The sequence below is a fragment of the Pseudoalteromonas sp. NGC95 genome (assembly GCF_015864705.1).
Taxonomy (GTDB): domain Bacteria; phylum Pseudomonadota; class Gammaproteobacteria; order Enterobacterales; family Alteromonadaceae; genus Pseudoalteromonas; species Pseudoalteromonas arctica.
The window spans coordinates 157,673-184,621 of sequence record NZ_JADYWR010000001.1 but is presented as its reverse complement, the minus strand read 5'-3'; the positions used below and the strand labels follow the sequence as shown (position 1 = coordinate 184,621).

General features: G+C 40.4%; 24 protein-coding genes and 1 other RNA gene. 17 read left to right on the top strand and 8 right to left on the bottom strand.

Annotation, left to right across the window (positions count from 1 at the left end):
• Positions 1-15: 15 nt before the first annotated feature.
• Both I6E70_RS00835 and I6E70_RS00830 read right to left on the bottom strand, forming a co-directional pair.
• A complete protein-coding gene (locus I6E70_RS00835) occupies positions 16-387 on the bottom strand; it encodes a YraN family protein (RefSeq protein WP_010554278.1) in 372 nt (123 codons plus the stop codon).
• A gap of 19 nt (positions 388-406) precedes the next feature.
• Positions 407-2,284: a penicillin-binding protein activator gene (locus I6E70_RS00830; protein WP_197187825.1), complete on the bottom strand. Its 1,878-nt coding sequence runs from the start codon at positions 2,282-2,284 to the stop codon at positions 407-409.
• A 61-nt stretch (positions 2,285-2,345) separates the two neighbouring features.
• Between I6E70_RS00830 and rsmI the strand changes: the two genes are divergently transcribed.
• Positions 2,346-3,203, top strand: a complete 858-nt coding sequence (rsmI, locus tag I6E70_RS00825; RefSeq protein ID WP_010554279.1) for a 16S rRNA (cytidine(1402)-2'-O)-methyltransferase — start codon at positions 2,346-2,348, stop codon at positions 3,201-3,203.
• A 42-nt stretch (positions 3,204-3,245) separates the two neighbouring features.
• Positions 3,246-3,610, top strand: an RNA gene (rnpB, locus tag I6E70_RS00820) — RNase P RNA component class A.
• A 75-nt stretch (positions 3,611-3,685) separates the two neighbouring features.
• On the opposite strand, the gene I6E70_RS00815 is transcribed toward rnpB, so the two are convergent.
• On the bottom strand, positions 3,686-4,765 hold the full coding sequence (locus I6E70_RS00815) for a mechanosensitive ion channel family protein (RefSeq protein WP_197187824.1): 1,080 nt from the start codon (positions 4,763-4,765) through the stop codon (positions 3,686-3,688).
• A 117-nt stretch (positions 4,766-4,882) separates the two neighbouring features.
• Between I6E70_RS00815 and I6E70_RS00810 the strand changes: the two genes are divergently transcribed.
• Positions 4,883-5,836, top strand: coding sequence for a YihY/virulence factor BrkB family protein (locus tag I6E70_RS00810; RefSeq protein ID WP_007582878.1), 954 nt, complete (start codon positions 4,883-4,885; stop codon positions 5,834-5,836).
• A 3-nt stretch (positions 5,837-5,839) separates the two neighbouring features.
• On the opposite strand, the gene I6E70_RS00805 is transcribed toward I6E70_RS00810, so the two are convergent.
• Together I6E70_RS00805 and I6E70_RS00800 are read right to left on the bottom strand one after the other, a co-directional pair.
• Positions 5,840-6,727 carry a LysR family transcriptional regulator gene (locus tag I6E70_RS00805; RefSeq protein ID WP_010554286.1) on the bottom strand — a complete coding sequence of 296 codons (888 nt, stop codon included), beginning with the start codon at positions 6,725-6,727 and terminating at the stop codon, positions 5,840-5,842.
• An 89-nt stretch (positions 6,728-6,816) separates the two neighbouring features.
• The gene (locus tag I6E70_RS00800) at positions 6,817-9,921 is read right to left on the bottom strand and encodes a bifunctional diguanylate cyclase/phosphodiesterase (protein ID WP_197187823.1); all 3,105 of its coding nucleotides are present in this window, start codon (positions 9,919-9,921) and stop codon (positions 6,817-6,819) included.
• 201 nt (positions 9,922-10,122) lie between these two features.
• Here I6E70_RS00800 and I6E70_RS00795 point away from each other — a divergent pair, with 201 nt between their 5' ends.
• Entirely contained in the window at positions 10,123-10,965 is an 843-nt protein-coding gene (locus I6E70_RS00795) for a pirin family protein (protein ID WP_197187822.1), read from the top strand.
• A gap of 21 nt (positions 10,966-10,986) precedes the next feature.
• Positions 10,987-11,961: a glutathione S-transferase family protein gene (locus I6E70_RS00790; RefSeq protein WP_197187821.1), complete on the top strand. Its 975-nt coding sequence runs from the start codon at positions 10,987-10,989 to the stop codon at positions 11,959-11,961.
• Positions 11,962-11,964: 3 nt separating this feature from the next.
• Here the strand turns inward: I6E70_RS00790 and I6E70_RS00785 are convergent, their stop codons facing one another.
• Genes I6E70_RS00785 through I6E70_RS00775 form a run of 3 tightly spaced genes read right to left on the bottom strand, consistent with a single transcriptional unit; the run spans position 11,965 to position 13,009 of the window.
• Entirely contained in the window at positions 11,965-12,207 is a 243-nt protein-coding gene (locus I6E70_RS00785) for a hypothetical protein (RefSeq protein ID WP_007582895.1), read from the bottom strand.
• Between the two features lie 10 nt (positions 12,208-12,217).
• Positions 12,218-12,664, bottom strand: coding sequence for a hypothetical protein (locus tag I6E70_RS00780; protein WP_165721137.1), 447 nt, complete (start codon positions 12,662-12,664; stop codon positions 12,218-12,220).
• Between the two features lie 6 nt (positions 12,665-12,670).
• Positions 12,671-13,009, bottom strand: coding sequence for a hypothetical protein (locus I6E70_RS00775; protein ID WP_010554292.1), 339 nt, complete (start codon positions 13,007-13,009; stop codon positions 12,671-12,673).
• Positions 13,010-13,505: 496 nt separating this feature from the next.
• Here I6E70_RS00775 and mraZ point away from each other — a divergent pair, with 496 nt between their 5' ends.
• Genes mraZ through I6E70_RS00715 form a run of 12 tightly spaced genes read left to right on the top strand, consistent with a single transcriptional unit; the run spans position 13,506 to position 26,949 of the window.
• Complete coding sequence (gene mraZ / locus I6E70_RS00770) at positions 13,506-13,964, top strand: division/cell wall cluster transcriptional repressor MraZ (protein ID WP_197187820.1); 459 nt, start codon at positions 13,506-13,508, stop codon at positions 13,962-13,964.
• 28 nt (positions 13,965-13,992) lie between these two features.
• Positions 13,993-14,931 (top strand): 16S rRNA (cytosine(1402)-N(4))-methyltransferase RsmH, encoded by a 939-nt coding sequence (gene rsmH, locus I6E70_RS00765; RefSeq protein WP_008167099.1) that lies wholly within the window; start codon positions 13,993-13,995, stop codon positions 14,929-14,931.
• Positions 14,928-15,254, top strand: coding sequence for a cell division protein FtsL (gene ftsL, locus I6E70_RS00760; RefSeq protein ID WP_007582915.1), 327 nt, complete (start codon positions 14,928-14,930; stop codon positions 15,252-15,254). Before rsmH ends, ftsL begins: the two co-directional genes overlap by 4 nt.
• Complete coding sequence (locus I6E70_RS00755; protein ID WP_010554293.1) at positions 15,251-17,068, top strand: peptidoglycan glycosyltransferase FtsI; 1,818 nt, start codon at positions 15,251-15,253, stop codon at positions 17,066-17,068. Before ftsL ends, I6E70_RS00755 begins: the two co-directional genes overlap by 4 nt.
• Positions 17,061-18,539 carry a UDP-N-acetylmuramoyl-L-alanyl-D-glutamate--2,6-diaminopimelate ligase gene (murE, locus tag I6E70_RS00750; protein ID WP_197187819.1) on the top strand — a complete coding sequence of 493 codons (1,479 nt, stop codon included), beginning with the start codon at positions 17,061-17,063 and terminating at the stop codon, positions 18,537-18,539. Before I6E70_RS00755 ends, murE begins: the two co-directional genes overlap by 8 nt.
• Positions 18,536-19,918, top strand: a complete 1,383-nt coding sequence (locus tag I6E70_RS00745) for a UDP-N-acetylmuramoyl-tripeptide--D-alanyl-D-alanine ligase (RefSeq protein WP_007582921.1) — start codon at positions 18,536-18,538, stop codon at positions 19,916-19,918. The genes murE and I6E70_RS00745 overlap by 4 nt, the downstream gene beginning before the upstream one ends.
• Positions 19,918-21,000 (top strand): phospho-N-acetylmuramoyl-pentapeptide-transferase, encoded by a 1,083-nt coding sequence (mraY, locus tag I6E70_RS00740; RefSeq protein WP_007582922.1) that lies wholly within the window; start codon positions 19,918-19,920, stop codon positions 20,998-21,000. The genes I6E70_RS00745 and mraY overlap by 1 nt, the downstream gene beginning before the upstream one ends.
• On the top strand, positions 21,001-22,335 hold the full coding sequence (murD, locus tag I6E70_RS00735) for a UDP-N-acetylmuramoyl-L-alanine--D-glutamate ligase (RefSeq protein ID WP_007582925.1): 1,335 nt from the start codon (positions 21,001-21,003) through the stop codon (positions 22,333-22,335).
• On the top strand, positions 22,332-23,507 hold the full coding sequence (gene ftsW / locus I6E70_RS00730) for a cell division protein FtsW (protein WP_007582927.1): 1,176 nt from the start codon (positions 22,332-22,334) through the stop codon (positions 23,505-23,507). The genes murD and ftsW overlap by 4 nt, the downstream gene beginning before the upstream one ends.
• The gene (gene murG / locus I6E70_RS00725; RefSeq protein WP_197187818.1) at positions 23,504-24,580 is read left to right on the top strand and encodes an undecaprenyldiphospho-muramoylpentapeptide beta-N-acetylglucosaminyltransferase; all 1,077 of its coding nucleotides are present in this window, start codon (positions 23,504-23,506) and stop codon (positions 24,578-24,580) included. Before ftsW ends, murG begins: the two co-directional genes overlap by 4 nt.
• Positions 24,581-26,032, top strand: a complete 1,452-nt coding sequence (gene murC, locus I6E70_RS00720) for a UDP-N-acetylmuramate--L-alanine ligase (protein WP_002957994.1) — start codon at positions 24,581-24,583, stop codon at positions 26,030-26,032.
• A complete protein-coding gene (locus tag I6E70_RS00715) occupies positions 26,029-26,949 on the top strand; it encodes a D-alanine--D-alanine ligase (RefSeq protein WP_197187817.1) in 921 nt (306 codons plus the stop codon). The genes murC and I6E70_RS00715 overlap by 4 nt, the downstream gene beginning before the upstream one ends.

Genomic DNA, 26,949 nt, shown 5'->3' with positions numbered 1-26,949 from the left:
TCTTTGTATTTGCGTTTAAAATACATTTTTAAGCCAATTAATATTAGGAGATGCTTCTCCTGTAATGGCTACATAATCAATTCTTAGAGCTTGGTTAGTTAAATTTTTAGCTGCTAAGTAATGATAAATACTACGTTTTAATCGAGCTTGTTTTTGTGGACTAAGCGCATAGTTGGCACCGCCACGAGCATTATTTTTGCGAAACTTAACCTCAACGAATACAAGGGTATCGCCTTCTTTCATAATGACATCAAGCTCACCAAAGGGGCAGTAATAATTACGTTCTATGGGTGTTAGCCCTTGAGTAACTAAGTATTTTTGCGCTTCAAGCTCATAATACTGGCCTTTTTCGCGACTATTGTGCCACAGCTCTTTAAACCACGACATGCCGCCCCCTTAATTAAACTTAATTGATAGTTTGTATTTCACCCGCTGATTGCATAAACAATGGTACAGGGCGTTGTGTTTCTAATTGCACAGGCTTAATGCGACGGTTTGTATATTGAGCCCAGTCGAGCGTGCGTTCTATATGGCCGCTGGTATTAACAGATAACTTACCGCTTAAACCACTATATTGATTGCCTGGCATTACGCTTAACTGCCTGATGTCATGTAATATTGATACAGCATCGTACGCCATTGCAAATAAGCGTTGGCTAATATCTACTTGCTCTGGCCATAACGAATCATACTGCTGGCGTAAGTTATGTTGTTTAATTTGCGAATCGAGCATCCACGGCAATTCAGTGAAGTATAGGCCGTCTAAGTCGCCTTTGTCAGTACTGTCAATTTGTTTACTATGACTTTTAGAGCTGGCATAAAGTGGAATACGATCTGCAAATGTACTTACGTTTACATCGAGGTAGGGTTTAATTAAGCGTGTTTCTATTGCATCACCCAAAATATAAATAACGTCTATATCACTACGCGAACGGGTTTCGTTTTCTACTTCCTGTTTAAATAGTGCTTTAATCGTTTTTATGCGCTCTTTTGATTTATCAACTTCTAACAAGCTGGTAATTGTATTAGGCATATCTTTTTTATCGTTATAAAAACCTATTTGCGGCTTGGTTTCGCTATAGCGTTGCCACTGTAAGTTAAAGTAATCAACCAAGCGTTGGCCATTTGCGTTATTTGGTGCAAGCAACATAGGTTTTTGATAGCCCTTAGTTAAAAAGTGTTCTAAGGCTTGTTGTACTTCGTGCTCAGGGTTTAGTGCAAAGTAATAATGCTGAAGCGAAATTCGCTCACCATCAAAGGTGTTTAAATGCAGTACCGGAGTATCAATAAGAGTTTGCGCATTAGCTAGTTTATCAATATTTGCTTTAAGTAGAGGACCAATTACAAAGTCAGGCTTTATTTCTTCAAGTTGCGCTGCAATTTCTTCTGTACTTAGGTTTTCATCAATAAAAATAGTGTCGTTGATATTTTGCGTATCAAGTGCAGCTAATACGCCAGCTTTAAGGGCATCACCTAAACGTTCGTTAGGGCCCGATTGTGGAAACAGCACAACTAAGCGCTCTATATTGATAGGAGCAAGTTCAGTAAGCATTTCATCTTGTTCAGGTAATACAGTAAAAGCCGGATGCCCAATATAGCGTCTGCGCCAATTGTTGATCGCTTGATCTAACTCTACGCCACTACTTGCATATACTTGATGATATAACGCTAGGTTAGCCCACCCTTGCTGAATAACCGAACCACGGTTAAAACGTTCAAGCGCATAAGAAGAGAGTTGCTTTAAGTTATCCCACAAATTTTGATTAAGTTGAGGGATTTCTATATTATTTTTTGTTGCTGTTTCAGAGGCCCTAAAAAAGTAGGGTGCGGCTTTTTTAGGAAAATTTTGCGATGCGTAAATACTAGCTGTTAAAAACTGATGCCAAGCAAAATGCTCAGGTTGAGTCAGTTGTCCGTCTAGCGACTGTAAAATAACCAAAGCTTGATCATTTTTATTCTGTTGTTTTTGTGCAAATGCAATATAAAGACGGTTCTGGATTTGATCAACACTTGCGGTTAATTCAAGCTCATTACCAATTATCTCTAATAAAGGCCAGTTTTGCTCACTAATTGCTGCATCACGGGCGCTATACAATAACTGTATTTTATCGGCACCTTGGCGGTTTTGCGCCAATTGATAGATAGATTGCGCACTGGTTGCCTGATTTTGCAGTGCATTAGTGCGGTTACTTACGTTATCGCTGTTTTTAGTTGGTTTTTCGGTTGTGCTACACGCCGATAACCCTGACAATATAATTAATAGACTAACTAGTTTAAGTCGCACAATGATTTCCCAATACGTTAACGCGATTTGCTTATATTACTGACTGACGCAGGAGACCTCAATGTTAAATGAGGAGAATTCACAGAAAATTGGCACTCTTTACATTGTTGCCACCCCAATTGGCAATTATGACGACTTAAGTCACCGTGCCATTGCGACATTATCGCAAGTTGACTTAATAGCTGCTGAAGACACTCGCCATACCGGCAAGCTACTTAGCCACTTTGGTATTAAGGCAAAAACGTTTGCATTACACGACCACAACGAAAAGCAAAAAGCACAACAAATTATTGATCAACTTAATCAAGGTTTAAATATTGCTTTAGTATCTGACGCTGGTACACCGCTAATTAGTGATCCAGGCTACGCTGTTGTAAATCTGTGTCGCGAACAAGGCGCTCATGTTACACCTGTTCCAGGTGCATGTGCTGCAATTACAGCCGTATGTTGTTCAGGTTTACCAACCGACCGCTTTCAGTTTATTGGTTTTACGCCAGCTAAAAGCAAAGCTCGCCAAGACTTTTTTACCGAAGCTGTTAACTCAGGCATTACCAGCATAATGTACGAAAGTACGCACCGTATTATGGCAAGCCTTGATGATTTAGCACTAGCCCTTGGTGATGAGCAGCAAGTTGTGTTTGCTAAAGAGCTAACCAAAACCTTTGAAACATTTTTTAATGGTAGTGTAAGTGAGCTTAAACAGTTTTTAACTGATGATCCTACCAAGCAGCGCGGCGAAATAGTGCTTATGCTTCCGGGCAAACCAAAGCAAATAGACGATGTTCCGCCTGAAGCGCGCAAAATGCTGGCACTGCTTGAAAGTGAAATGCCAATGAAAAAAGCCTGTGGCGTTGTAGCCGAATACTTTGGTATGAAGAAAAACGCTTTATACAAAACAATTATTGAAGAAAAAGAGTAAATTTTACTGCGCTTGGTATTAGCCTCATGTATACTGCGCGCCGAGTCAGCCAAGATGATCGCTGCCTGTGACGAAAATGATCAGGGGGAGGAAAGTCCGGGCTCCATAGGGCAGAGTGCCAGCTAACGGCTGGGGGGCGTGAGCCCACGACAAGTGCAGCAGAGAGGAGACCGCCAATTTTCGGATTGGTAAGGGTGAAAGGGTGCGGTAAGAGCGCACCGGGCCGCTAGTAATAGTCGGTTGCAAGGTAAACTCCACTCGGAGCAAGACCAAATAGGGTTCCTTATGGCGTGGCCCACGTTGGAACCGGGTAGGTTGCTTGAGCCATAGAGCGATTTATGGCCTAGACGAATGATTATCACTTTCTTCGGAAAGGACAAAACCCGGCTTATACGGCTGACTCACTCATTCAATAAAAAGCCCGCAGTTAATACTGCGGGCTTTTTTGTGTTTAAGTTTTAGTTAATACAATTTAAGCATTATTAAATAATATTTTTCCCTTGTTCTGGATCGCGAGATTGCTCTGCTTGTTCACGTATTTCGTCGGTATCACTACTTACATCATCAAGCGTTTTAGTTTGCTCAACAGTTTCATTTTTTTCGCTTTGTATTTGCGATGGTTGTTCTTCCCCTAAACTAGAAACACTTTCATTAGGGTCGGTGAGTATAATTCTCTCTCGTGCGTCATCAGGCATGCTGATGTTTTGTTTTGTGAACTCATTGACTAATTCGCGCATAAGCTGGGAGGCTACTTTTAATGGACTGTGCTGCTCGCTATTAACCCAAAAATACAAAATGAAGTTAATAGTAGATGAGCCTAAGTTTTTTATTAAAACCTGCGCGGGTGGGTCGCTAAGTACTGCATTTTGTTGATTGGCAATATCGAGGGCGAGGGTTTGTGCGCTGCGTATATCGTTATCGTAGCCAATACCAATTTCTACTTTGCCGCGCATTTTTGGATTGGCAGTCAGGTTTTTAATGGTATTTTTATATACAGTCGCATTGGGTATTTGAATATGATTGCCATCGTAATCAACAAGCGTGGTTGCTCTTGCGGTTACTTTTTTAACAATACCTAATCGGCCATCCACTTCAATTACATCGTCAATTTTAAAAGGTCTTTGTACGCTCAGTAATAAACTAGCAATAAAGTTCTCTGCTATGTCTCTAAAAGCAAAGCCGAGTATTAAACCTATTAACCCAGTCCCACTCATAATAGCAACAGCAAACTGAGTAAGCCCTGCTAAACGTAAAAATAAATATACCCCAAATAAAATTATTAGGGTGCTTATGCTGCGCCTTATAACTAGGTGAACAAGCTTGCTGTCAGTCATATAGTCAATGGGTTTGATTAGTAATCTAGAAAGTGGTCCTGAAATTAAGTAACTGAGTACTAAAAGCATTATGCCGAGTAAAAGAGTGGGTAATATTTGCGCTGTTACGTGAAGTAATTGCACGCCTTGCTCATAAAAGAAATTCCACGAAAGTGTATCAACTTTGATCACGTCAGTTATTGGTGTTGTATTATTTAGCGCTACACTGCTTTTTAGGGTACCGAGCATGGCTTATCTTCCGTGTTAGAGTCATTTATAGATAAATATTAGCAAGTTTGGTACCAAACACTTATAACTTGGCAAATATTTTGCTGTAGTAACGTAATACAAATATTGAGGTTTAGAATGAAAGAAGCTAAACGAGGACAGCAAGCAGAGCAGCCTGCACATATCCCTTTTATAGGTTGGTGGGATATTGTTAAACGTATTTTTAAGCAAATGAGTGAAGATAACTTATCTATAGTGGCAGCCGGTGTGGCATTTTATGCGTTACTTGCTATTTTTCCAGCCATTGCGGCGATGGTATCAGTGTATGCGTACTTTTCATCCCCAACAGATATTAGTGAGCACTTAAGTAAAATAGTTACTTTGCTTCCACCAAGCACCAGCGAACTGATTTTATCTCAGGTTTCTAGCCTTGCTAAAACATCAAGTGCAAGCTTGAGCTTAAGTGCAATTGGTACGCTCATACTTACTATTTGGAGTAGTTCAAAGGGCAGCCAAGCACTTATTACTGCATGTAACATTAGTTATCGTGAATATGAAAAGCGCTCATTTTTTCAGGCTCAACTAGTCCGTTTTCTATTTTCGGTAGGAGCGATTGTAGTCGCAATTTTTGCGCTATTAATTATTGGTATCCTACCTATTGTACTTAATTTAGTGGGGCTAAAAGAAAGTATAGATTTATTAATTAAACTCATTTCTTGGCCATTATTGGCTTTTACCTTTAATTTTGCATTGGTGCTTTTATATCGTTATGCCCCACATCGTAAACCTGCTAAATGGCGTTGGATCACGATGGGATCGTCTATTGCTACCGTGCTTTGGATTTTGGCGTCTATAGGTTTTTCATTTTATGTGTCGCGTTTTTCTAGTTACAACGAAACGTATGGTTCGCTTGGTGGCGTAGTGATCATGCTGATGTGGTTGTATATCAGCGCTTATATAATCACATTAGGTGCTGTAATTAATGCAGCTACTGAGCAGCAAACAGGTAAAGATAGCACTGTAGGGCCGGCTAAAGAGCGTGGGCAGCGAGGCGCCTATGTAGCAGATCACCTCGATGTAAAAAATGAATAGCTATTAATTAGCTAAATTAGTAAGTGCAGTAATTTGCTCTTTAAATTCTTGTGCTGCAGGACCAAGCCTATCGTTGTCGTTGCACATTAAATATAAATTAAGAGTGCGGGTTGTACCTTGGTCTAAATTAAGTGCAATGAGGGTTTGATCTTCAATTAAGTGTGCAATTTGTGTTTTTGGCAGCCAAGCGTAACCTAAATTTTGACTAACCATATCAATAGAGTTACGTAAGTGGCTTACTGTCCAGCGCATATCTGCACCTAGCCAGCCTTCATTGTGACTGGTGTGGGTTGCTGAATCGCGAACTACTATTTGTCTATGTAGCTTTAAATCACGAAAGTTGAGTTGTTCAGTATGTTGGTGTAATACATGGTCTTTATGCGCAACCGCTATAAACTCTATATCGCATAACGTACTGCAACTAATTCCATAGATAGGAATTGACGAAATAGCTAAATCAACCACTGAGTTATGTAATAATTCGTTTGCACCTGTTAGCACGCTTTCTACTAAATCAATTTTTAAAAGAGGGTAAAGCTCACTCGTTTTAGCAAGTGCTTGATATAAAATAGCGTGTGGAAAAACCTCATCAACAGCTATTTTTAATGTGCTTTCCACGCCTTCGCTTAGTGTACTTGCTACCGATTCTATTTTAGTCGCTTCCTCAATTAAAAACTCGGCTCTGCGTAAAATCAGCTTACCGCTATCGGTTAAAAATGCTTTACGGCCTTTTACTTCAAGCAACTTAATTTGCAAGGCGGCTTCAAGTTTTTGCACAGCATGGTGTACGGTTGACTGACTTTTATGTACAGCTGCGCTTGCGCCTGCAAACCCGCCATGATCCACAACCGCTTTAAACATTCGCCATTGCTCTAATGTTGCTTTTGCCATTTTTAAATCCTGTTACTACTTTATATCTGATTGCTTAACTTGACCGCGCAGACGCATTATTTATTGCGTAACAGTGATTTTTTGTCTATTTATTTTAACAAAGCTACTTTTTTATCAGCTAGAAGTGCCATAAAACTGCTTTTATTTAAAGGTCTTGAAAATAAATAACCTTGACCGTAATCGCATCCTGCTTCAAGTAGTAGCTGCATTTGTAATTTAGTTTCAATTCCTTCGGCGATTACTTTTAAGCCCAACTGATGCGCCATAACAATGATGGCTTCACACAATGCAAGTTCTTGGCTGCCTACTTGAATATTATCAACAAAACGTTTATCTATTTTTAAATAGTCGGTGTCCATTTCTTGTAAGTAAGCGAGCGACGAATACCCGGTACCAAAGTCATCAAGAGCAAGCTGCATACCTGATTTTACTATTTCTTTTAGGCGTCTTTGCGTAAGTGCTTCAGGGTTAACCATTAAGCCTTCAGTTATTTCTGCGACAATTGACGAAGCAGGCAGCTTTGCTGCTTTTAGCATATCGTACCATTCATCTATGCCACTCTCTGGCGTGGATAATTGCACTGGCGATACGTTTACACTTATTTGAAAAGTATCATCGGTTAGTGTTTTTATATCGTTAAGTGTTTGCAAAGCTTGGGCAAATACAAATTGACCAATTGCATTTATTTGCCTGGTTTCTTCAGCAAGTGGGATAAATGCGATAGGGCTAATTAGGCCTTTTTCGGGATGTTGCCAACGAATAAGCGCTTCAGCTTTATGAATATGTAAATCATTTAAAGCAACTATGGGCTGATAAAATAACTCAAACTGTTCAAGTTCTATGGCACTTCGTAAGTCTTTTAATAGCACCATGCGCGCGTGTGCATATTCGCGCATGTCAGCAGAGAAAAACTCAAAACAGTTACGACCATTACTTTTTGCTTTATACATAGCCTGATCGGCTGCCTTTAAAAGCTGTTCAGTATTTTCACCATCATTAGGAGCGCAAGCAATGCCTATGCTTGCACTAATAAATAACTCTTCGTTTTCAAGATGCAAAGCTGACGATAGACTAAGTAAAATATTACTCGCAATTTGATTAATATGGCGCGTACTTTTAATGTGACTAAATACAATAACAAACTCATCTCCCCCAATTCGTGCCACAAACTCAGCGTTTTTTGCCGACTGGACTATACGCTGAGATACGAGTTTTAATAAGTTATCGCCATAGTGATGGCCTAATGTGTCATTAATATCTTTAAAGTGATCAATATCTAAAAGCATGACAACCAATTGATTATCTGGAGTAACAACATTTGAAAATCGTTGATTTAATCGCTCCTTTAACTCTAAACGATTTGGTAAGTCAGTTAGGTGATCAAAATGAGCTTGTCGCCAAATGGTTTCATCAGCTTGTTTTTTTTCTGTGAGGTCTGTGAATATCGCGATACGACGAATAGGTGCGTTGTTTGTATCATAAATAGTATCGATTGTGAGCCACTCAGAGTAAAGCTGCCCGTTCTTTTTACGGTTAATAACCTCGCCTTGCCAGCGGCCTGTTTGCTGTAATTCAGACCACATTTTATTGTAAAAATTCTTATCATGTTTTCCTGATGAAAGAATTGAAGAGGACCGGCCAATAACTTCTTCTTTACTATATAAAGTCGTTTTACAAAACGCAGGATTTACATCAAATATAATGCCCGTTGGATCGGTGATTGCCATGCCTTCACTACTGTTGTTATACACTAGTGAGGCAAGGTGGAGTGCTTCTTCATTTACTTTTCGTTGTGTTATATCTCGTAGCACAACAACGTATTCATTTTTACTTTGCATTGCGCTAATACGTGCTTCAAAGCTGCGTTTAGGATCTGATTTTTCGAGTGTGAATTCTAAATTACTCGAAACATCAAGTTTAGATAACTGCGATAACAAAAGCTGAACATTGCTGTGTGAAAGTATTGATGATAAATGAGGTACTGCAGTGCTGTTTGGGTTTACTCGAGGCTTAAATTGCCCTGTTATGTTGAGAATGTCGCCATGGATATTAATTCTAACGTAGCTATCGGGCAGAGTATTAAGCAAGCTAGTAAGCTCATCATGCTTGTTTTTTAAATTAGCCTCAGCTGTTAACCGAGTTTGCGCCATTGATTTAAAACGCTGATAGAGAGTATTTAGCTCTGGATTATTGGGTTGTATTTTTTGTGCGGGCATCTCGCCCTTAGCCAATACGTTTGTTGCATTTGTTAGATTATTAATTGGGTCAATAATGCTGGTTTTAAGTAGTTTACGTGCAATTAAAGACAGTATCAGCAGCGATAAAATAAACACACCAATCGCTATAAAAAAATTATTATTTATTTGCTTTAAAGCATGTGTTACAGGAAGTGCGATATGTATATTTAAGCTGTTATTACTCGGATCGCTGTAAATAATAGAGTGGTGAAGCATTCGGGCTTCACCTTCAATAGATTTTATTTTTGTTGATGCCTCATTATCAATCGAAGAATCAGTTGCTAATAAAGTCTGTGCAATATTATCGCCAAGCGCGGCCGTTGTAGGAGGATAACGCGCTAAAATTTTTCCGTTAGAATCAGCAATTGCAGCAATAGAGCCTGGCGGAAGTTCAATGTCATTAAAAGCATTGTTCCACCAGTCAAGCGCAACAACGATAACTACAACGCCCTGAATTACATTTTTTTTATTAATAATAGGTAACGCAAAATTAAGGGTGTTTTTTTGCAGACTTCGGTCGTGCTGAAAATAACCTACCGACAATTGGTTACTTTTTAAGGCGTTTTGGAAATACGCCCGATCGGCAATATTAATTGTTTTGGCTAACCCGCTTGTTGTACATATAACAATGCCATTTGGATCTATAATCCCGATATTGGCAACATGTGCGTAAATAGATCTAAATTGATTAAAATAATTAGGGCAGGTCGTTGCTAGATTTTCTTTCTTACTTTCCTCTTTAGCCAAATAACGCGCTAAACGGTCAATATCATCGACTAAGTGCTTTTGCTGTAAAATTAATTGCTTAGCAATATTTTCTACTTTTTTTTCGCTTTGCTCAATAGAGTGATCGCGTTCAAGCAGCAGTGTAAAAATAATTACAGCGGTGCCCGGAATACTTAGCAATATAAGTAAACGATAAAGCTGATGTTTGAGAGAATAAGTAAAAATAACCATTCCTTAGTTTTGTATTTTGCAATAACAATTGTAGCCAAATTCACTCCAAATAACCATAGTAATTATAAGGTTGAAAATGTAACCAATGAATCATTATAGTTCTATTTTTTGGAATGTTAAGGTCGATTTAAAGACATAGTTGTTTTGTTTAATGAATGATTTAATAACCTCATCAACTTATTCTTTAGAGTGAATTAATAAATGAAAATATCAAAAATACTTACAGCTTATGCAACTCAAGATGGCGATGGCGTGAGCATTAGCCGTATACCTGGGTTTGATGGTAAATATTTAGATCCATTTTTAATGATTGATGAACTTAAGTCAGACGACAAAAAAGATTATATGGGAGGCTTTCCTGATCATCCGCACCGAGGTATTGAAACGTTTACTTATATTCTAAAAGGTGGCTTTGAACATCGCGACCAAATGGGTAACAGAGAAGCAATTAAAGCAGGTGATGTGCAATGGATGAGTACAGGGCGCGGCGTCATGCACAGTGAAATGCCACTCGCGGATGCTGTTGACGGTTTGCATGGCTTTCAAATTTGGATCAACATGCCAAGCGCAGAAAAAATGCGTGATTCACGTTATCAAGATACTACTAAAAACCCAGCTCCGAGTTTTACAAATACGCAAGGTGTGACGTTAAAAGCACTTGCGGGATCGTGGCAGTTCGAAAGTGAAACGCTTACAAGCGCTCTGCAAAGTTTAGCTGCCAATGCGGCGCTCGCTGATATTACATTACCTGCTGGTAGAAGCATGAGTTTAGAGCCTCTTAGCCAACAAAAAGTAATGCTTTATATTCATAGCGGCTCACTAATAATGAGCGACAATCAAACAATACCAGCGGGCAAGTTACTTATTTTGGAACCAGGCAGTGACATTAATATTAGCTCTGAGCACGGCGCTGGTGTTTTGGTTTTAGCAGGCGATCCACTTAATCAACCGATTGCTCATATGGGGCCGTTTGTAATGACGACGCAAGCAGAAGTACAGCAAGCAGTGCGTGATTATCAAAACGGTGAGTTTGGCAAAATATAACGGTATTTTTAGGAGAGTTTTATGGGATTATTAGTTAACGGCCAATGGCAAGATAGATGGTACGACACCGATTCAAGTAACGGTAAGTTTGAGCGAGAAACGGCGCAGTTACGTCACTGGATAACTGTTGATGGTAGCGCTGGAATAACGGGCGAGGCCGGTTTTAAAGCTCAAGCGAACAGGTATCATTTATATGTGTCACTTGCGTGTCCTTGGGCGCATCGAACACTTATATTTAGAGCATTAAAAGGGTTACAAGACTTAATTACTGTGTCGGTTGTTAGTCCTGATATGCTTAGTAGTGGTTGGGAGTTTAATACGAAAAATCATAGTACTGGCGATGCATTATTTAATAGTAATTACTTACATCAAGTGTATACAAAAAATAACCCTGAGTATTCTGGGCGAGTAACGGTTCCCGTATTGTGGGATAAAAAGCTCAATAAAATTGTTAGTAATGAGTCTGCCGATATTATACGTATGTTCAATAGTGCGTTTAATGAATTAACAGGTAATAAAGATGATTACTATCCTGAGGCACTGCAACCAAAAATTGACGAATTAAATGCACTGATTTATCCAAATATAAATAATGGTGTTTATCGTACGGGCTTTGCTACAACTCAAGATGCGTATGAAGAGGCGTTTAACGATGTATTTAAAGCACTCGATACAATAGAGGGGATACTGAGCAAACAGCGGTATTTAACAGGGGATAACCTCACAGAGGCTGATTGGCGATTATTCACCACGCTCATTCGGTTTGATAGTGTGTATGTTGGCCACTTTAAATGTAATTTACGCACAATTGAAAGCTACCCTGCTTTGAGCGGATACCTTAGAGAGTTATATCAGGTTAAGGGAGTAGCAGAGACAGTTGATTTTTACCATATTAAACGTCATTACTATTTTAGCCATACAATGATCAATCCAACACAAGTTGTGCCAAGTGGCCCAAGTATTGATTACTTATCTGATCACGGTAGAAATGTTTAGCGTTTAAGCAAACAGTCTAACAAGCCAGCCGTACTTTCTCACCAGGCTGGTTTCGCCTTTCCCCGCTTGTACAGCTGCGCCGGCTAAAAAGGCACTTGTTAGTCCCACTTTAGTTGCGGCAAAACGCTTTAGTCTATATTGAAACGCTGCATGATGTTGGCGTTTTAACTCACTGCGCGTGTCCATTTGCTTACTAAGAGCATCAACGTTTTCATTAGGTGCTTTGATTAAGTAGTTAACTAACATGATAATTTCCTTATAAGTTAAACAGTTGTTTTAAGCTTTTGAGCGTTTTACTAAAGCCAATTTTATTGCTTAGGTAAACTGTATTTTTCCAAAGCCATGCTAAACAAGCAACTTGCAGCAAAGCAGCTGTTGCAATACTCAGCCATACTGACCCAAAAAGATCATATACACCGTATCCAACAGCACCTAATACTCCTGCCCACAACAAAACCAAACCACTGGCAAAACAGCCTAAAAATATAGTGATCAATGCAAGCGATCTAAGCGATAACCGCCATTCAGCTTTAGCAAGCTGATGGGTGATCTTTCCTTGAGTTTGGTAATCATCCTTGAGCTGCTTAGAGTACTCTAAAAGCTTTGCTATATGATCTTGCCAATCGTCCTTTTGGCTCTGCTGCTCAGTAGTTTGGTTTTGCGCTTCACCATCCTTGGCTGCGCTTGTTTGTGGGTTATTCATCACTAATTACTTACGACGAAATAGTGATGTAATCAGCATGCCCGCAGCAAAAGCAATACCCGCGGTTGCCAATGGGTTTTCAGAAGCAAAAGCACGAGTTTTTGCAGTACATTCACTTAGTTTTTCGCGTGCAATAAGTTGTTTTTCGCTTAGTGCTTCTGCTGAACTCGAAGCGCCTTTACGAACACTGCTTTCAGCTGTTGCTGCTTTGCTAGAAAGTGCATCTACAGCATCGTGCGCCGCTGATGTTGCTTTCTCTGTAAGAGGTGATTCAGTATTTGTTAGTTTAACGTCAGGCTTAACATCTGAAGTTGTGTTTGGTTTCGTATTTGTTGCAGTAGCCATAATCAATCCTTAATAAGTTAAAAATTTAAATAGTGATTTAGATGATGCAATGATTAAACCAAAACTGTTATTTATTTTAAGTTGTTGATTTTGTTTGTTTTTGTTGTTTGTATATAACTTTTCGTATTTGGTAATTTAAAGCAAACAGTAACTATTACTACACGGTTAGGTAAATTTTACAAAGGGAGTAAAAATGCTTAAAAAGTTGTAAATATTCATTGGTTATTCAGTAAGCAAAGCGTGTAAACAGAAAGTTATAAAAAACAGAATAAATATTTTTTTCATCACAATCCCACTTTTTCCCACGTAATTCAAACGCTTCGCTTGAGCCCTTATTTTTTCTAGCTTTGGGACTTACTAAAGCTGGTCAGCTTACTTGACAAAATGGCTTGTCAAGCCCTAAACTGGAGCACTGTGGTAAAAAGTGGTTTTTAGTGGATCACACTGGATAAAAATAAACAAAAGTTGAATAAAACAATTTTAAAGTAGGTTTTTTATGTTTCGTGGCGCGAGTTCACTGAGTTTGGATGATAAGGGGCGTTTTGCGGTACCGACTAAGTACCGAGAATCTCTATTGTCTGAAGATCAGGGAACTGTTATTTGTACCGTCGCATTAAATGAGCCGTGTTTATGGTTGTATCCGCTGGCTGAGTGGCTAGAAATAGAAAGCCGTTTATCTAAAATCTCCAATATGAACCCACGAGCCCGTCGAATGCAGCGTATGTTGCTCGGGAATGCTACTGAATATCAACTTGATAAAAATGGTCGAATTTTGCTTGCGCCGTCACTGAGGGCTCATGCATCACTTGGCAAAAAAATCATGCTAGTTGGTTTGATGAATAAATTTGAAATTTGGGATGAGGCGCGTTGGCACGAGCAAATGCAGCAAGATACTGAGCTTGAAAGGCTTGGCGATTTTGAACCTAACCAAGATTTAGATAATTTTACACTCTAACAGCACAAAAAAAGGCAAATAATAGCTAATGACAGCGCAATTTGAACACGTATCCGTATTAATGGACGAAACCATCGATGCCCTCGCAATTAAGCCAGATGGTATATACATGGATGGTACGTTTGGACGTGGCGGCCACTCTGGACAAATTTTAGCACGCCTTGGTGATGAAGGTCGGCTGCAAGCAATTGACCAAGATCCACAAGCGATACAATCAGCCGAAAAATTTGCTGATGATCCACGTTTTGCGATTGCACATACTCGTTTTTCAAATTTATACGAAGTAGCAGAGCAGAACGATCTCATTGGTAAAGTGGATGGCATTTTATTAGACATTGGTGTCTCGTCGCCACAACTTGATGACGCTGCGCGTGGTTTTAGTTTTATGAAAGATGGGCCACTTGATATGCGCATGGACCCAACAACAGGTCGCAGTGCTGCACAGTGGTTAGCAGAAGCCGAGTTAGATGATATTACCCACGTAATTAAAAAACTGGGCGAAGAAAAGTTTGGTAAACGCATTGCACACAAAGTACTCGAAGTTCGTGAGCACACGCCAATCACAACAACCAAGCAACTTGCTGACCTTGTTGATGAAGCAGTACCGGTAAAAGATAAGTTTAAGCACCCTGCAACACGTACTTTTCAGGCGATTCGTATTTATATCAATAGCGAGCTTGAAGAGATTCAAACAGCGCTACAGTCTGCAGTTAAAGTGCTAAAGCCAGGCGGACGTTTAGTGGTGATTTCGTTTCACTCACTAGAGGATCGTATTGTAAAACAGTTTATTAGAAAACAGAGTAGGGGAGAAGTGTTACCCAGAGGTCTGCCTTTAACTGATGCACAAATAAATAAAAACCTGACGTTAAAAGCAGTGGGTAAGGCTATTAAGCCAAGTACTGTTGAAGTAGAACGTAATCCACGTTCTCGTAGTTCTGTACTTAGGATTGCACAGAGGTTGGGATGAGTAAAAAAGCGAGCTATCGTCAACCCAATTTATTCTTTGAAATATTAAAAGGCCTAGGTGCTAACAAGCTAACCTCGGCCTTGTTGGTTGTGATATTCGCTTCTAGTTTAGCTGTTGTGCAAACAACACATTTAGCTCGTGGGCAACTTATAAAGCAAGATCAATTATTACAAGAACGTGATGAACTCGATTTAGAGTGGCGCTACTTACTTGTTGAAGAAGAATTTTATTCGCAACATGCACGTATTGAAGAAGTTGCTATATCACAATTAAAAATGAAACGACCTACGAGTCAAGATGAGCAGGTAATAATAGTACAATGAGAAATAGAGGCAAAAAACCAGTCACTAATTTAATCACATGGCGCTTTATGCTGGTGTGTACAGTTGTGTTTATGGTGTTTGTAACACTCGTATCTCGCGCTGCTTATTTACAAGTAATAGAACCCGATAAAGCACGTTCAGAAAGTGATAAACGCACGGTACGTGTTGAAAAACTGCATGTGCAACGCGGAATGATTTTTGACCGCAATGGTAAAGAATTAGCGGTAAGTGTGCCTGTGGTAAGTGTATATGCAGATCCTAAAGCATTACATAAATCGCTTGTATCTAAAGTAATTAAACAAGCCCGCAAAAGCGGCGAAGATCACTTATCTTTAACTGAAAACACTGTTGAGCTTGATAAGCGTACTGCACTTTATTATAAAAACGATTTACGCTGGCGCGAGCTTGCAGATGTGCTGCGCATTGATCCTAAGAAGATTAACTCTCGACTATTAAACGATCCCTCGCGTCGCTTTGTTTATTTAAAGCGCCAAGTTACTCCTGCTGTAGCAAATTATATTGGTGATTTACGCCTCCCTGGTATTCATTTACTAGATGAATCTAAACGCTATTACCCCGCCGGTGAGGTTACCGCGCATGTTATTGGTTTTACCAATATCGATGGCAAAGGCATTGAAGGCATTGAAAAGCTATACGAAAACGCTTTAACGGGCGAGGAAGGCCGCCGTACCATTCGTAAAGACGCACAAGGGCGTGAGGTAGAAGTACTTGACGAACGTGAACGTGTAGAGCCAGAAAGTATAGAACTAAGTATTGATCAACGAATTCAAGCTATTGCGTACAAGGCCGTAAAATCAGCTGTACTGACTTATAAAGCCACATCGGGCTCAGCTATGGTAGTTGATGTTAAAACCGGTGAAGTACTGGCAATGGTAAATAGCCCTTCATTTAATCCAAACAACTTAAGCGATGCTGCACCTCATAAACGTCGTAACCGCGCAATTACAGATTTGTTTGAACCAGGCTCAACTGTTAAGCCTCTAGCCATTTTGGCTGGGCTAGACTACGGCGCCATTCAGGCAGATGACACGATTGATACCTACCCAGGTTGGATGCGTTTAGGTGGTAGTTTAGTTAGAGATACTCGTAATCACGGCGAACTAACACTACGCGAAATACTAAAGTACTCCTCAAACATGGGAGTTGCGAAGGTTACCCAGTTAGTGCCTAAAGATTACCTTGTTGGCTTATACCAAAAAGTAGGCTTTGGCAGTGATACTGGTACTGGAATGGTAGGCGAAAGCAGCGGTTTGTTTTATCCAAATCGTCGTTGGTCTGACTTTGAAATTGCAACTTTATCATTTGGTTATGCGATTTCGGTAAGTACTGCGCAAATGGCGCGCTTTTATACCATGTTAGGCGCTGGTGGAGTTAATCGACCACTGACTATTTTAAAGCAAGACAATATACCTGAAGGCGAACGTATTTTTAAACAAAAAGACGTAGAAGCCGTAGTGCACATGATGGAAAGTGTATTTGAAAAAGACGGTACTGCTCGCAACATAAAAGTTGATGGGTATCGTGCAGCTGGTAAAACAGGTACATCTAAAAAAGCCGTAGCAGGTGGTTATGGTGATGAATATGTAGGTTATTTTGCAGGTGTAGCGCCGGCAAGTAATCCTCGTTTAGCCGTGGTAGTTATGATTAATGAACCAGGTGGTGATGTGTACTATGGAGGTGCCACCGCTGGCCCTGCATTTGCAGAAATCATCTCTAACGCATTAAGAATATTAAACGTAGCGCCTGACAAGGAAGAGGTTGCGTACGTACAAGGTAAAGATAACGATGCGTGATTTAAAGGATATTTTAAAATACATCGAAATAGATGCGCCCTCGCAACTGGTAAAACATTTACGCCTTGATAGCCGTGAAGTAACGCCAGGTGATGTATTTGTTGCTATTAAAGGCCATGCACTTGATGGCGGTCAATTTATTAATAAAGCAATTGAAAATGGCGCAACAGCTATTATTGCTGACAGATTATGTGAATTTGAAACAAGTTTTGAGCCACTATATTTAGTTTCGGAGCTTGATAAAAAGCTTCCAGAATTAGCAAGTCGCTTTTATAGCCAGCCAAGTCAGGCTCTTGATTTAATTGGTGTGACAGGTACAAACGGTAAATCGACAACCACAGCAATGATTGCCCACTTAGCGCAATTTTGCAGTACTGATTCGGCTATTATTGGCACTTTGGGTTATGGTCATCCTGATAACTTAATTCCACTGATTAATACCACACCTTCAACGGTTGATTTGCAGCATATTTTGAGCGATTTAAATTCGCAGCATAAAAAGCTGGTAGCCATGGAAGTGTCATCTCATGGATTAGTGCAGCAGCGTGTTGCTAAATGCGCGTTTAAAGCGGCTGTGTTTACTAATCTTTCGCGCGATCACTTAGATTACCATGGTGATATGGCAAGTTACGGTGATGCGAAACTAATGCTTTTCCGTGATTTTGAGCCGCAAGTTGTAGTGCTTAATCAAGATGATTCTCAAGCTGAGCAATGGCTTGAAAAGTATGATTTTAATAACCTAATCTGTTATGGCCGCAAAAACTTAGCCCCTAAGAATGCTCAGTACGTTTATTTTTCTGATGTTGAATATTCAAGTGAAGGTATTTCGGCGCAGTTATCGACTAGTTGGGGTGATATGTCGATTAAATCGCCTCTGTTTGGCGAGTTTAATTTATATAACTTAACGGCCGCGATCGCTACATTACTAGGGCTTGGTTATCCGCTTGAGCAATTAGTTTCAGGTTGTGCGCAGTTACAGCCAGTAGCTGGGCGAATGCAAGCATTTAGCCAAGCAGGCATGCCGACGTGTGTTGTTGATTACGCACATACACCCGATGCACTTGCACTTGCATTACAAGCATTGCAGCTGCATGTGCCAGGTGGTGTAAGTTGTGTATTTGGTTGCGGTGGTGACAGAGACAAAGGAAAGCGTGCATTGATGGCGCAAGCTGCAGAGCAAAACGCTAATAAAGTTATTATTACCAGTGATAACCCTCGCTCAGAAAACCCTGATGACATTATTGCAGATGTAGCTGGCGGTTTAACCCATCCTCAAAATGCACATTTAGAGGCTGATAGAGCAACTGCAATTCGTTTTGCTATAGAAAACGCTACAGCTGATGAGGTTATTTTGATTGCAGGTAAAGGCCACGAAGATTATCAAATTATAGGCGATAAGCGAATCGACTTTTGCGATCGCCGGTATGTACAAGAACAACTAAAAAAAGCAGTAAGAGGGATAACACAATGATCCCAATGGATTTTGATTGGTTAGCTAATGTGCTAACAACCGATTATCAAGGTGATAATCAACACGTACTTAATATAAATACTGATACTCGTACAGTGTGCGATGGCGAAGTGTTTTTAGCACTGAAAGGGCCAAATTTTGATGGGCATAAATTTATAGCTGAGGCTAAACAAAAAGGCGCTATTGGCGTTATTGTTCAGCACAAAGTTGATGTAGATATTCCACAATTTATAGTAAGCGATACACGTATTGCACTAGGTGCAATTGGCACCGCTGTTATGGCCCAAGTGGCGCCTAAAACAATTGCAATTACAGGTAGTGTAGGCAAAACCACCGTAAAAGAAATGTGTGCGGCAATTTTGTCGGTTCACGGTGATGTATTAGCTACTAAAGGTAATTTTAATAACGATATTGGCGTCCCACTTACGTTATTGCGCTTAGAGCCTCAACATCGCTTTGCAGTAATTGAACTAGGTGCAAATCACTTAGGTGAAATTGCTTACACCACTGCAATGACAAAACCAGATGTAGCCGTTGTATGTAATGTTGCAGCAGCCCACTTAGAAGGTTTTGGTAGTTTAATGGGCGTCGCAAAAGCTAAAGGTGAGATTTTTGATGGCCTTAAAGATGACGGCGTTGCAATTGTTAACTGCGATAGTGAATTTAGCCAATATTGGTTAGATAAGCTTGAAGGGCGTAATGTTAAACGTTTTTCTACAACTGAAAAACTAGATATTTGGGCAGAGAACATCACGCTTGATGCCAACGCTCGCGCAAGCTTTACACTTTGTACTAAAGATAAGCAGGTCCCTGTTACTTTGGCACTTCCGGGTAAGCACAATATTAGTAATGCACTTATCGCTGCTGCACTGACCAGTGAATTTAATGTAACCCTTGAAGAAATAGCCAATGCACTTGCCACAATGGGGGATGTAAAAGGGCGCGTTAATTTAATTGAAGTGTCTGATTTACTCACCGTGGTTGATGATACCTATAATGCCAATGTTAAGTCTGTAAAGGCTGCGATTGACTTGTTAAGTGATATGCAAGGTCACCGCATTTTAGCACTCGGAGATATGGGTGAGCTAGGTGAAGATGCACGTAAGTACCATCAAGAAGTTGGCGAGTATGCACTTGAGCAAGGGATTGATGAGTTATTTACATTAGGTGTATTAAGTAAATACGCAAGTGATGTGTTTGAACTACCTAATCGCCACTTTTCGAGCCGCGAACAGATGCAGCAAAAAATTCAAGAAAGTATTAATAAAGTGAATACTAAAACAACAATAGTAGTGAAAGGATCGCGCAGTTCTCGCATGGAATTATTAGTAACCGATTTAGTTAATGGCCAGCAACAAGCCATCAATGGAGTATCATAATGTTAGTTTGGCTGGCAGAGTATTTAACACAGTATTTTAGTGGTTTTCATGTTTTTTCGTATTTAACGCTACGTGCCATTTTAGGTATTTTAACTGCGCTAATTATGTCTCTTTATTTAGGACCTAAGTTAATTCGTGGTTTGCAACGTATGCAAATAGGCCAAACAGTTCGAGACGATGGTCCGCAATCGCATTTGTCTAAGTCGGGTACACCGACTATGGGTGGCTTACTTATTTTAGCGGCCATTTTTACCAGCACGCTACTTTGGGCCGATTTATCAAATAAATACGTATGGGCAACACTGTTTGTAATTGGCTCTTTAGGTATTGTTGGCTTTGTTGATGATTACCGTAAAGTTATTCGTAAAGATCCAAAAGGCTTAATTGCTAAGTGGAAGTACTTTTGGCAGTCGGTCATTGCATTAGTTGTAGCTACTGCTTTGTATTTTACCAGTGCACAAGCATCTGAAACATCACTTGTTGTTCCATTTTTTAAAGACGTGTTACCGCAATTAGGTTTGTTTTATATCGTGCTTACGTATTTTGCCATAGTAGGTACATCAAACGCGGTAAACCTGACCGATGGTTTAGATGGCTTGGCGATTGTGCCAATTATTTTAGTGGCTTCAGCACTGGCAATTATTGCTTACTTAACAGGTAATATTAACTTTTCGGCTTACTTACATATTCCACATTTACCGCTGGCGAGTGAGCTTGTGGTTGTATGTACTGCCATTGTGGGCGCAGGGCTTGGCTTTTTATGGTTTAACACTTACCCAGCACAAGTATTTATGGGCGATGTTGGCTCATTAGCACTTGGTGGCGCATTAGGTATTATTGCTGTTTTAGTACGCCAAGAGTTACTGCTTATTATTATGGGCGGTGTATTTGTAATGGAAGCACTATCGGTCATATTACAAGTGGGGTCGTATAAATTACGCGGACAACGCATTTTTAGAATGGCGCCAATTCATCATCATTATGAATTAAAAGGTTGGCCAGAGCCTCGCGTTATTGTGCGCTTTTGGATTATTTCTGTTGTGCTAGTGCTTGCTGGCTTAGCTACTTTAAAGATTCGATAAATGCAGTATTTAAACGAGATAAAAAACAAACAAATAACAGTGCTCGGACTCGGTGTAACCGGTCTGGGCATTGTGCGTTTTCTATTATCTCATGGCCTCACACCAAAGGTCGTTGATAGCCGAGTAACCCCGCCGGGGATTGATTGGTTAAAAGAGCACGCGCCAACTCTAGATACCCACTTCGGTAAGTTGGATGACGCAGAGCTTTGTTCAAGCGATATGATTATTATAAGCCCTGGGCTTAGCTTAAAAATACCAGCTGTTGCAGATGTAATTAACGCAGGTGTTGAAGTGATTGGCGACGTTGAGTTATTTGCACGCATTAATACAAAACCTGTTGTTGCAGTAACGGGCTCTAACGGTAAATCAACCGTGGTGACGCTCGCTTATGAGGTGTTAAAAGAAGCCGGCTATAAAGTTGCTTTGGGTGGGAATATTGGCACAGCGGTACTTGATTTACTCAATGATGATTTTGATGTGTATGTGCTTGAGTTATCGAGTTTTCAGTTAGATACCACAACGAGTTTAAAACCAGTAAGTGCAACGGTATTAAATGTGTCTGAAGATCATCTTGACCGCTACGACAGTTACCAAGCTTATATAGACTCAAAGCTAAGTATTTATAATTTTGCAGAGCTTATTGTTGTCAATGCAGACGATAGTCAAACACATCCTGTTGAGCGTGGTACGGCTCCTCTAATTAGCTTTGGTGCTCAACAAGGTGATTACCATTTAGCGCAGCACAATGGCGAAACTCACTTTATGGTTAAAGGCGATGCCTTTTTACCTGTTGATACACTTGCGGTAGTGGGTAAGCACAATTATTTAAATACGCTTGCAGTAATGGCGCTCTTAAGTCCGTTTGAAGTAAGCAAAGAGCAATATAAAAATGCATTAGGTCAATTTAATGGGTTGGCTCATCGCTGCCAATTTGTAGCTGAGCTTAACGGTGTAAAGTATTTTAACGATTCAAAGGCAACTAATGTTGGAGCGACCATTGCTGCAATAGATAGTTTAGCTAGTGACGGTGAAAATCTGATTGTTATTGCTGGTGGCGATGCCAAAGGCGCTGATTTAAATGCGCTTAAACCTTACATAGAACAGCATGTAAAAGCATTAATTTGTTTTGGTAAAGATGCAAGTGACTTAGCTGCGATTACCAATAAGAGTTATTTAACTAACAATATGGAAGAAGCCGTTACTTTGGCCAAAGTACTTAGTAGTACAGGCAATATTGTTTTATTAGCACCCGCATGTGCCAGCATTGATATGTATAACAATTATATGCAACGCGGTGATGACTTTGTTCAGTGTGTAATGGCAGAGGCGTTATGATTGCTTTTGCCGATATAAGAGACGCATTAACACCTAAGCCTTCGGCGCAGTTATACGATGTACCGCTATTGTACTGCGTAATAATGCTCATTGGTGTTGGTTTTATCATGGTGACCAGCGCATCAATGCCTACCGCAGAGCGGTTATTTGATGACCCGTACCATATTACCATTCGCCACAGCATGTTTTTGGCAATGGCGTTTGTGCTTTTTTGGATAAGCGTTTGTGTGCCAATGGAGTGGTGGAAACGATCAAACCCTTATCTATTAATACTAGGCATGGTGCTATTAATAGCGGTATTGATTATTGGGCGTGAAGTAAACGGCGCTAAACGATGGATACCTATTGGACCTGTTGGTTTTCAGGTGGCTGAGGCCGCTAAGTTGTACTTTTTTAGTTATATTGCGGGTTATTTGGTAAGAAAACGCGAAGAAGTACAAGAAAATATTAAAGGCTTTGCAAAGCCAATTGCTGTATTTGCAGTGTATGCACTGCTTATTCTGCTGCAGCCAGATTTAGGCACAGTGGTTGTTATGTTTGTAACAACGGTTGGTTTATTGTTTTTAGCTGGTGCTAAGTTATGGCAGTTTTTTGTACTTATTTTAACGGGCGTTGGTCTGGTTGTATTACTTATTATTGTTGAACCATATCGTATGGCACGTGTTGTTGGCTTTTTAGACCCTTGGGATGATCCTTTTGGAAAGGGTTATCAGTTGGTGCAATCGCTAATGGCATATAGCCAGGGTGGTTGGTTTGGCCAAGGCTTAGGTAACAGTGTACAAAAGCTACAATATTTACCTGAAGCACATAACGATTTTATTTTTGCCGTTATAGGTGAAGAACTTGGCTTAATAGGCGTTGTAAGTATTTTAACGGTATTAGCTACTTTAGTATTTAGGGCCTTATTAATAGGCCAACAAGCACTTAAGTGCGGCAAGGAATATGAAGGCTACTTTTCATTTGCCATTGGTATTTGGTTTGCATTTCAAACCATGGTGAATGTAGGTGCGAGCGCGGGTATTTTACCGACGAAGGGTTTAACCCTGCCGTTTATTTCTTATGGTGGCTCAAGCTTATTAATTATGACGATTGCCACGGGTATTTTATTACGCGTAGATTTTGAAACCAAAATGGCAACCAAACAAGCCACCTCACGCGGAGGTAAGCGATGAGTAAAAAATTAGTAGTAGTGGCTGGTGGAACTGGCGGACACATTTTTCCCGGTATTGCAGTAGCCGATTATTTAAAACAGCAGGGCTGGCAAGTTAGCTGGATCGGCACACCAGATCGAATGGAAGCGAGCGTTGTACCTAAGCACAATATAGATATTGATTTTATTAATGTTAAAGGTGTTCGTGGTAACGGATTAAAGCGTCTTATTAAAGCCCCATTCATGGTAATTAATGCAGTATTGCAGGCGCGTAAGGTATTGAAAGAACAGCGTCCTGATGTAGTACTTGCAATGGGCGGTTATGTTACGGGTCCAACGGGAATTGCCGCAAAAATTTTAGGTATCCCGCTGGTTATTCACGAGCAAAACGCTGTAGCGGGTATGAGCAATAAACTGCTAGCCAAGGTGGCTACACGAGTATTAGCTGCATTTCCAAGTGCTTTTGCACAGGGTCAAGCCGAGCTAGTAGGTAACCCAGTTCGCCAAAGCGTTATGAATATAGCCAAACGCGATGTATCAAGCCCTATTAATATTTTAGTAGTGGGCGGCTCGCTTGGTGCACAAGTGCTTAATCAAACATTACCAGAAGCATTTAAAGTACTAAATAATACAGCTCCAATAAGTATATGGCATCAAACAGGTAAGGGTCATTTAACTACCGTAGAAGCCGCTTATAAAATGCATGCTTTTACAGGCAGTAATACAAAAATAGCTGAATTTATTGATGATATGGACGCAGCGTATAGCTGGGCCGACATTGTTGTTTGCCGTGCTGGTGCGTTAACTGTAAGCGAAATTGCAGCGGCAGGTAAAATGGCCGTTTTTGTTCCGTTTCCACATGCCGTGGACGACCATCAAACAGCGAACGCACAATATTTAGTGATGGCTAATGGCGCATTATTAATGCCACAAGGGCAGTTTAATAAACAATCAATTGTTGAACTATTAAGCCCGTATTTAGCCCAACCTTCATTAATTACTGAAATGGCTACAAATGCAAAAAAACAAGCCATTTTAGATGCCACAGCAAGCGTAGCAACGCACTGTGAGCAAGTAACAAATAAGAGAAAATAAGTGAAAGAAACGTCAGTACAAGAAAAACACACACGCCCCGCAATGCGCCGAATAGAAACCATCCACTTTATTGGTATTGGTGGAGCAGGTATGGGCGGTATTGCTGAAGTACTCGCTTTTGAAGGCTACCGTATTACAGGTTCTGACATTGCCCACAGCGCTATGACAGATCGTTTAATTAAAGCCGGTGCTGAAGTATTTATTGGCCATCATGAAAATAACGTGAAAGATGCCAATGTAGTGGTTGTTTCAAGCGCGATTGATGAAACAAACCCTGAAATTATCGCAGCTAAAGCCGCAAGAGTTCCGGTTGTACGCCGCGCAGAAATGTTGGCTGAACTAATGCGTTTTCGTCACGGCATAGCCATTGCGGGTACGCATGGTAAAACAACAACAACAAGCTTAATTGCGAGTATTTATGGACAAGCAGGCCTTGATCCAACGTTTATTATTGGTGGCTTGTTAAATAGCGCAGGTAGTAACGCAAAAGTAGGCAAAAGTGATTTTTTAATTGCAGAAGCTGATGAAAGCGACGCGTCGTTTTTACACTTACAGCCAATGGTCTCGGTGATCACAAATATTGAAGAAGATCACATGGATACTTACGGTGGCAGTCTTGAAAAGATGAAAGACACATATGTGGATTTTATTCATAACTTGCCGTTTTATGGTTTAGCCGTTGTATGTATTGATTCTGAAGTTGCTGCTGAGCTTATTCCGCGTTTTGGTCGCCCAGTTATCACGTATGGTGAATCGAAGGATGCTGATTACCGCATGAGCGACTTTAGTCAATCAGCTAATACATGCACATTTACAGTAACTAACAAGCAAGGTGAGTGTTTAACTGCCACGTTGAATATGCCAGGTAGACACAACGCACTTAATGCAACCGCTGCGATTGCTGTGGCAAAAGATCAAAACATTGCGAATCATGCAATTTTAGAAGCGCTGCAGAAGTTTGAAGGTATTGGTCGTCGTTTTCAACACTATGGTGAATTTGAAAACGAGCGTGGCAATGTGATGTTAGTTGACGATTACGGGCATCACCCTTCAGAAGTTGCAGCAACAATTGCAGCCGTACGTGAAGGTTGGCCTGATAAGCGTTTGGTAATGGTATATCAGCCACATAGGTTTTCTCGTACACGCGACTTATACGAAGACTTTGTAAAAGTACTCGCTGATGTTGATCAGTTATTATTACTTGATGTGTATAGCGCTGGTGAAGACCCTATTGTCGGCGCAGACAGCAAAAGCTTATGTCGTAGCCTTCGTCAACGTGGCAAAGAGCCGCTGCATGTAGCAACAAACGCAGAGCTTGCTGGTGTTTTGGCCGCAAATTTACAAAATAATGATTTAGTATTAACCCAAGGCGCTGGTAATATAGGTCAGTTAGTTAAAACATTAGCTGCGACGGGTATGTCGATAGAAAAACTTAAGCAAGGTGAAGTATGACTCAGGTAAACACACAATTTGGTAAAGTAGCGGTACTGCTAGGTGGTAACTCAGCAGAACGTGAAGTGTCTTTACGATCGGGTCAGGCTGTTTTAAATGCGCTGCAAAATAGTGGCATTGATGCAATTGCATTTGACCCGCAAAGTCGTTCTTTGTGGGAGTTAAAAGAATTAAATGTAGAGCGCGTTTTTATTGCTTTGCATGGTCGTGGTGGCGAAGACGGAACTGTACAAGGTGCGCTTGAATTTATGAACCTGCCTTACACGGGCAGTAATGTACTGGGTTCAGCACTTGCTATGGATAAAGTACGTTGTAAGCACTTATTTAAATCAGCGGGTTTAAGTACTGCACCTTATACCGTAGTTGACGCTAAAAAAGGCTTTGATGCTGCAGCTATTATGGATGAGTTTAAAAAGGTAATGGTTAAGCCATCGCACGAAGGCTCAAGCATAGGTATGGCGCAAGCAAGTACAGCACAAGAACTTGAAGACGCACTAGCTAATGCATTTAAATTTGATAATCAAGTACTTGTAGAGCAGTGGATCACGGGACGTGAATTCACAGTTACAGTGCTTGGCGATGAAGTACAACCAGTCATTGAAATGACTACGCCAAATGGTTTTTACGATTACCAAGCTAAGTATCAATCAAATACAACGCAGTATCACTGCCCTGCAGATTTATCAGAGCAAGATACTAAGTACTTACAAGCTATATCGCTAGATGCATTTGATTTAGTGGGCGCAAGTGGTTGGGGCCGTGTTGATGCGATGCAAGACGAGCAAGGTAACTTTTATCTGCTTGAAGTAAATACAGTGCCAGGCATGACTGAAAAGTCGTTAGTGCCGATGGCGGCAAAAGCGAATGGGGCAACTTTTGAACAATTAGTTGTTCGCATTTTAGAGCAAACGCTTTAA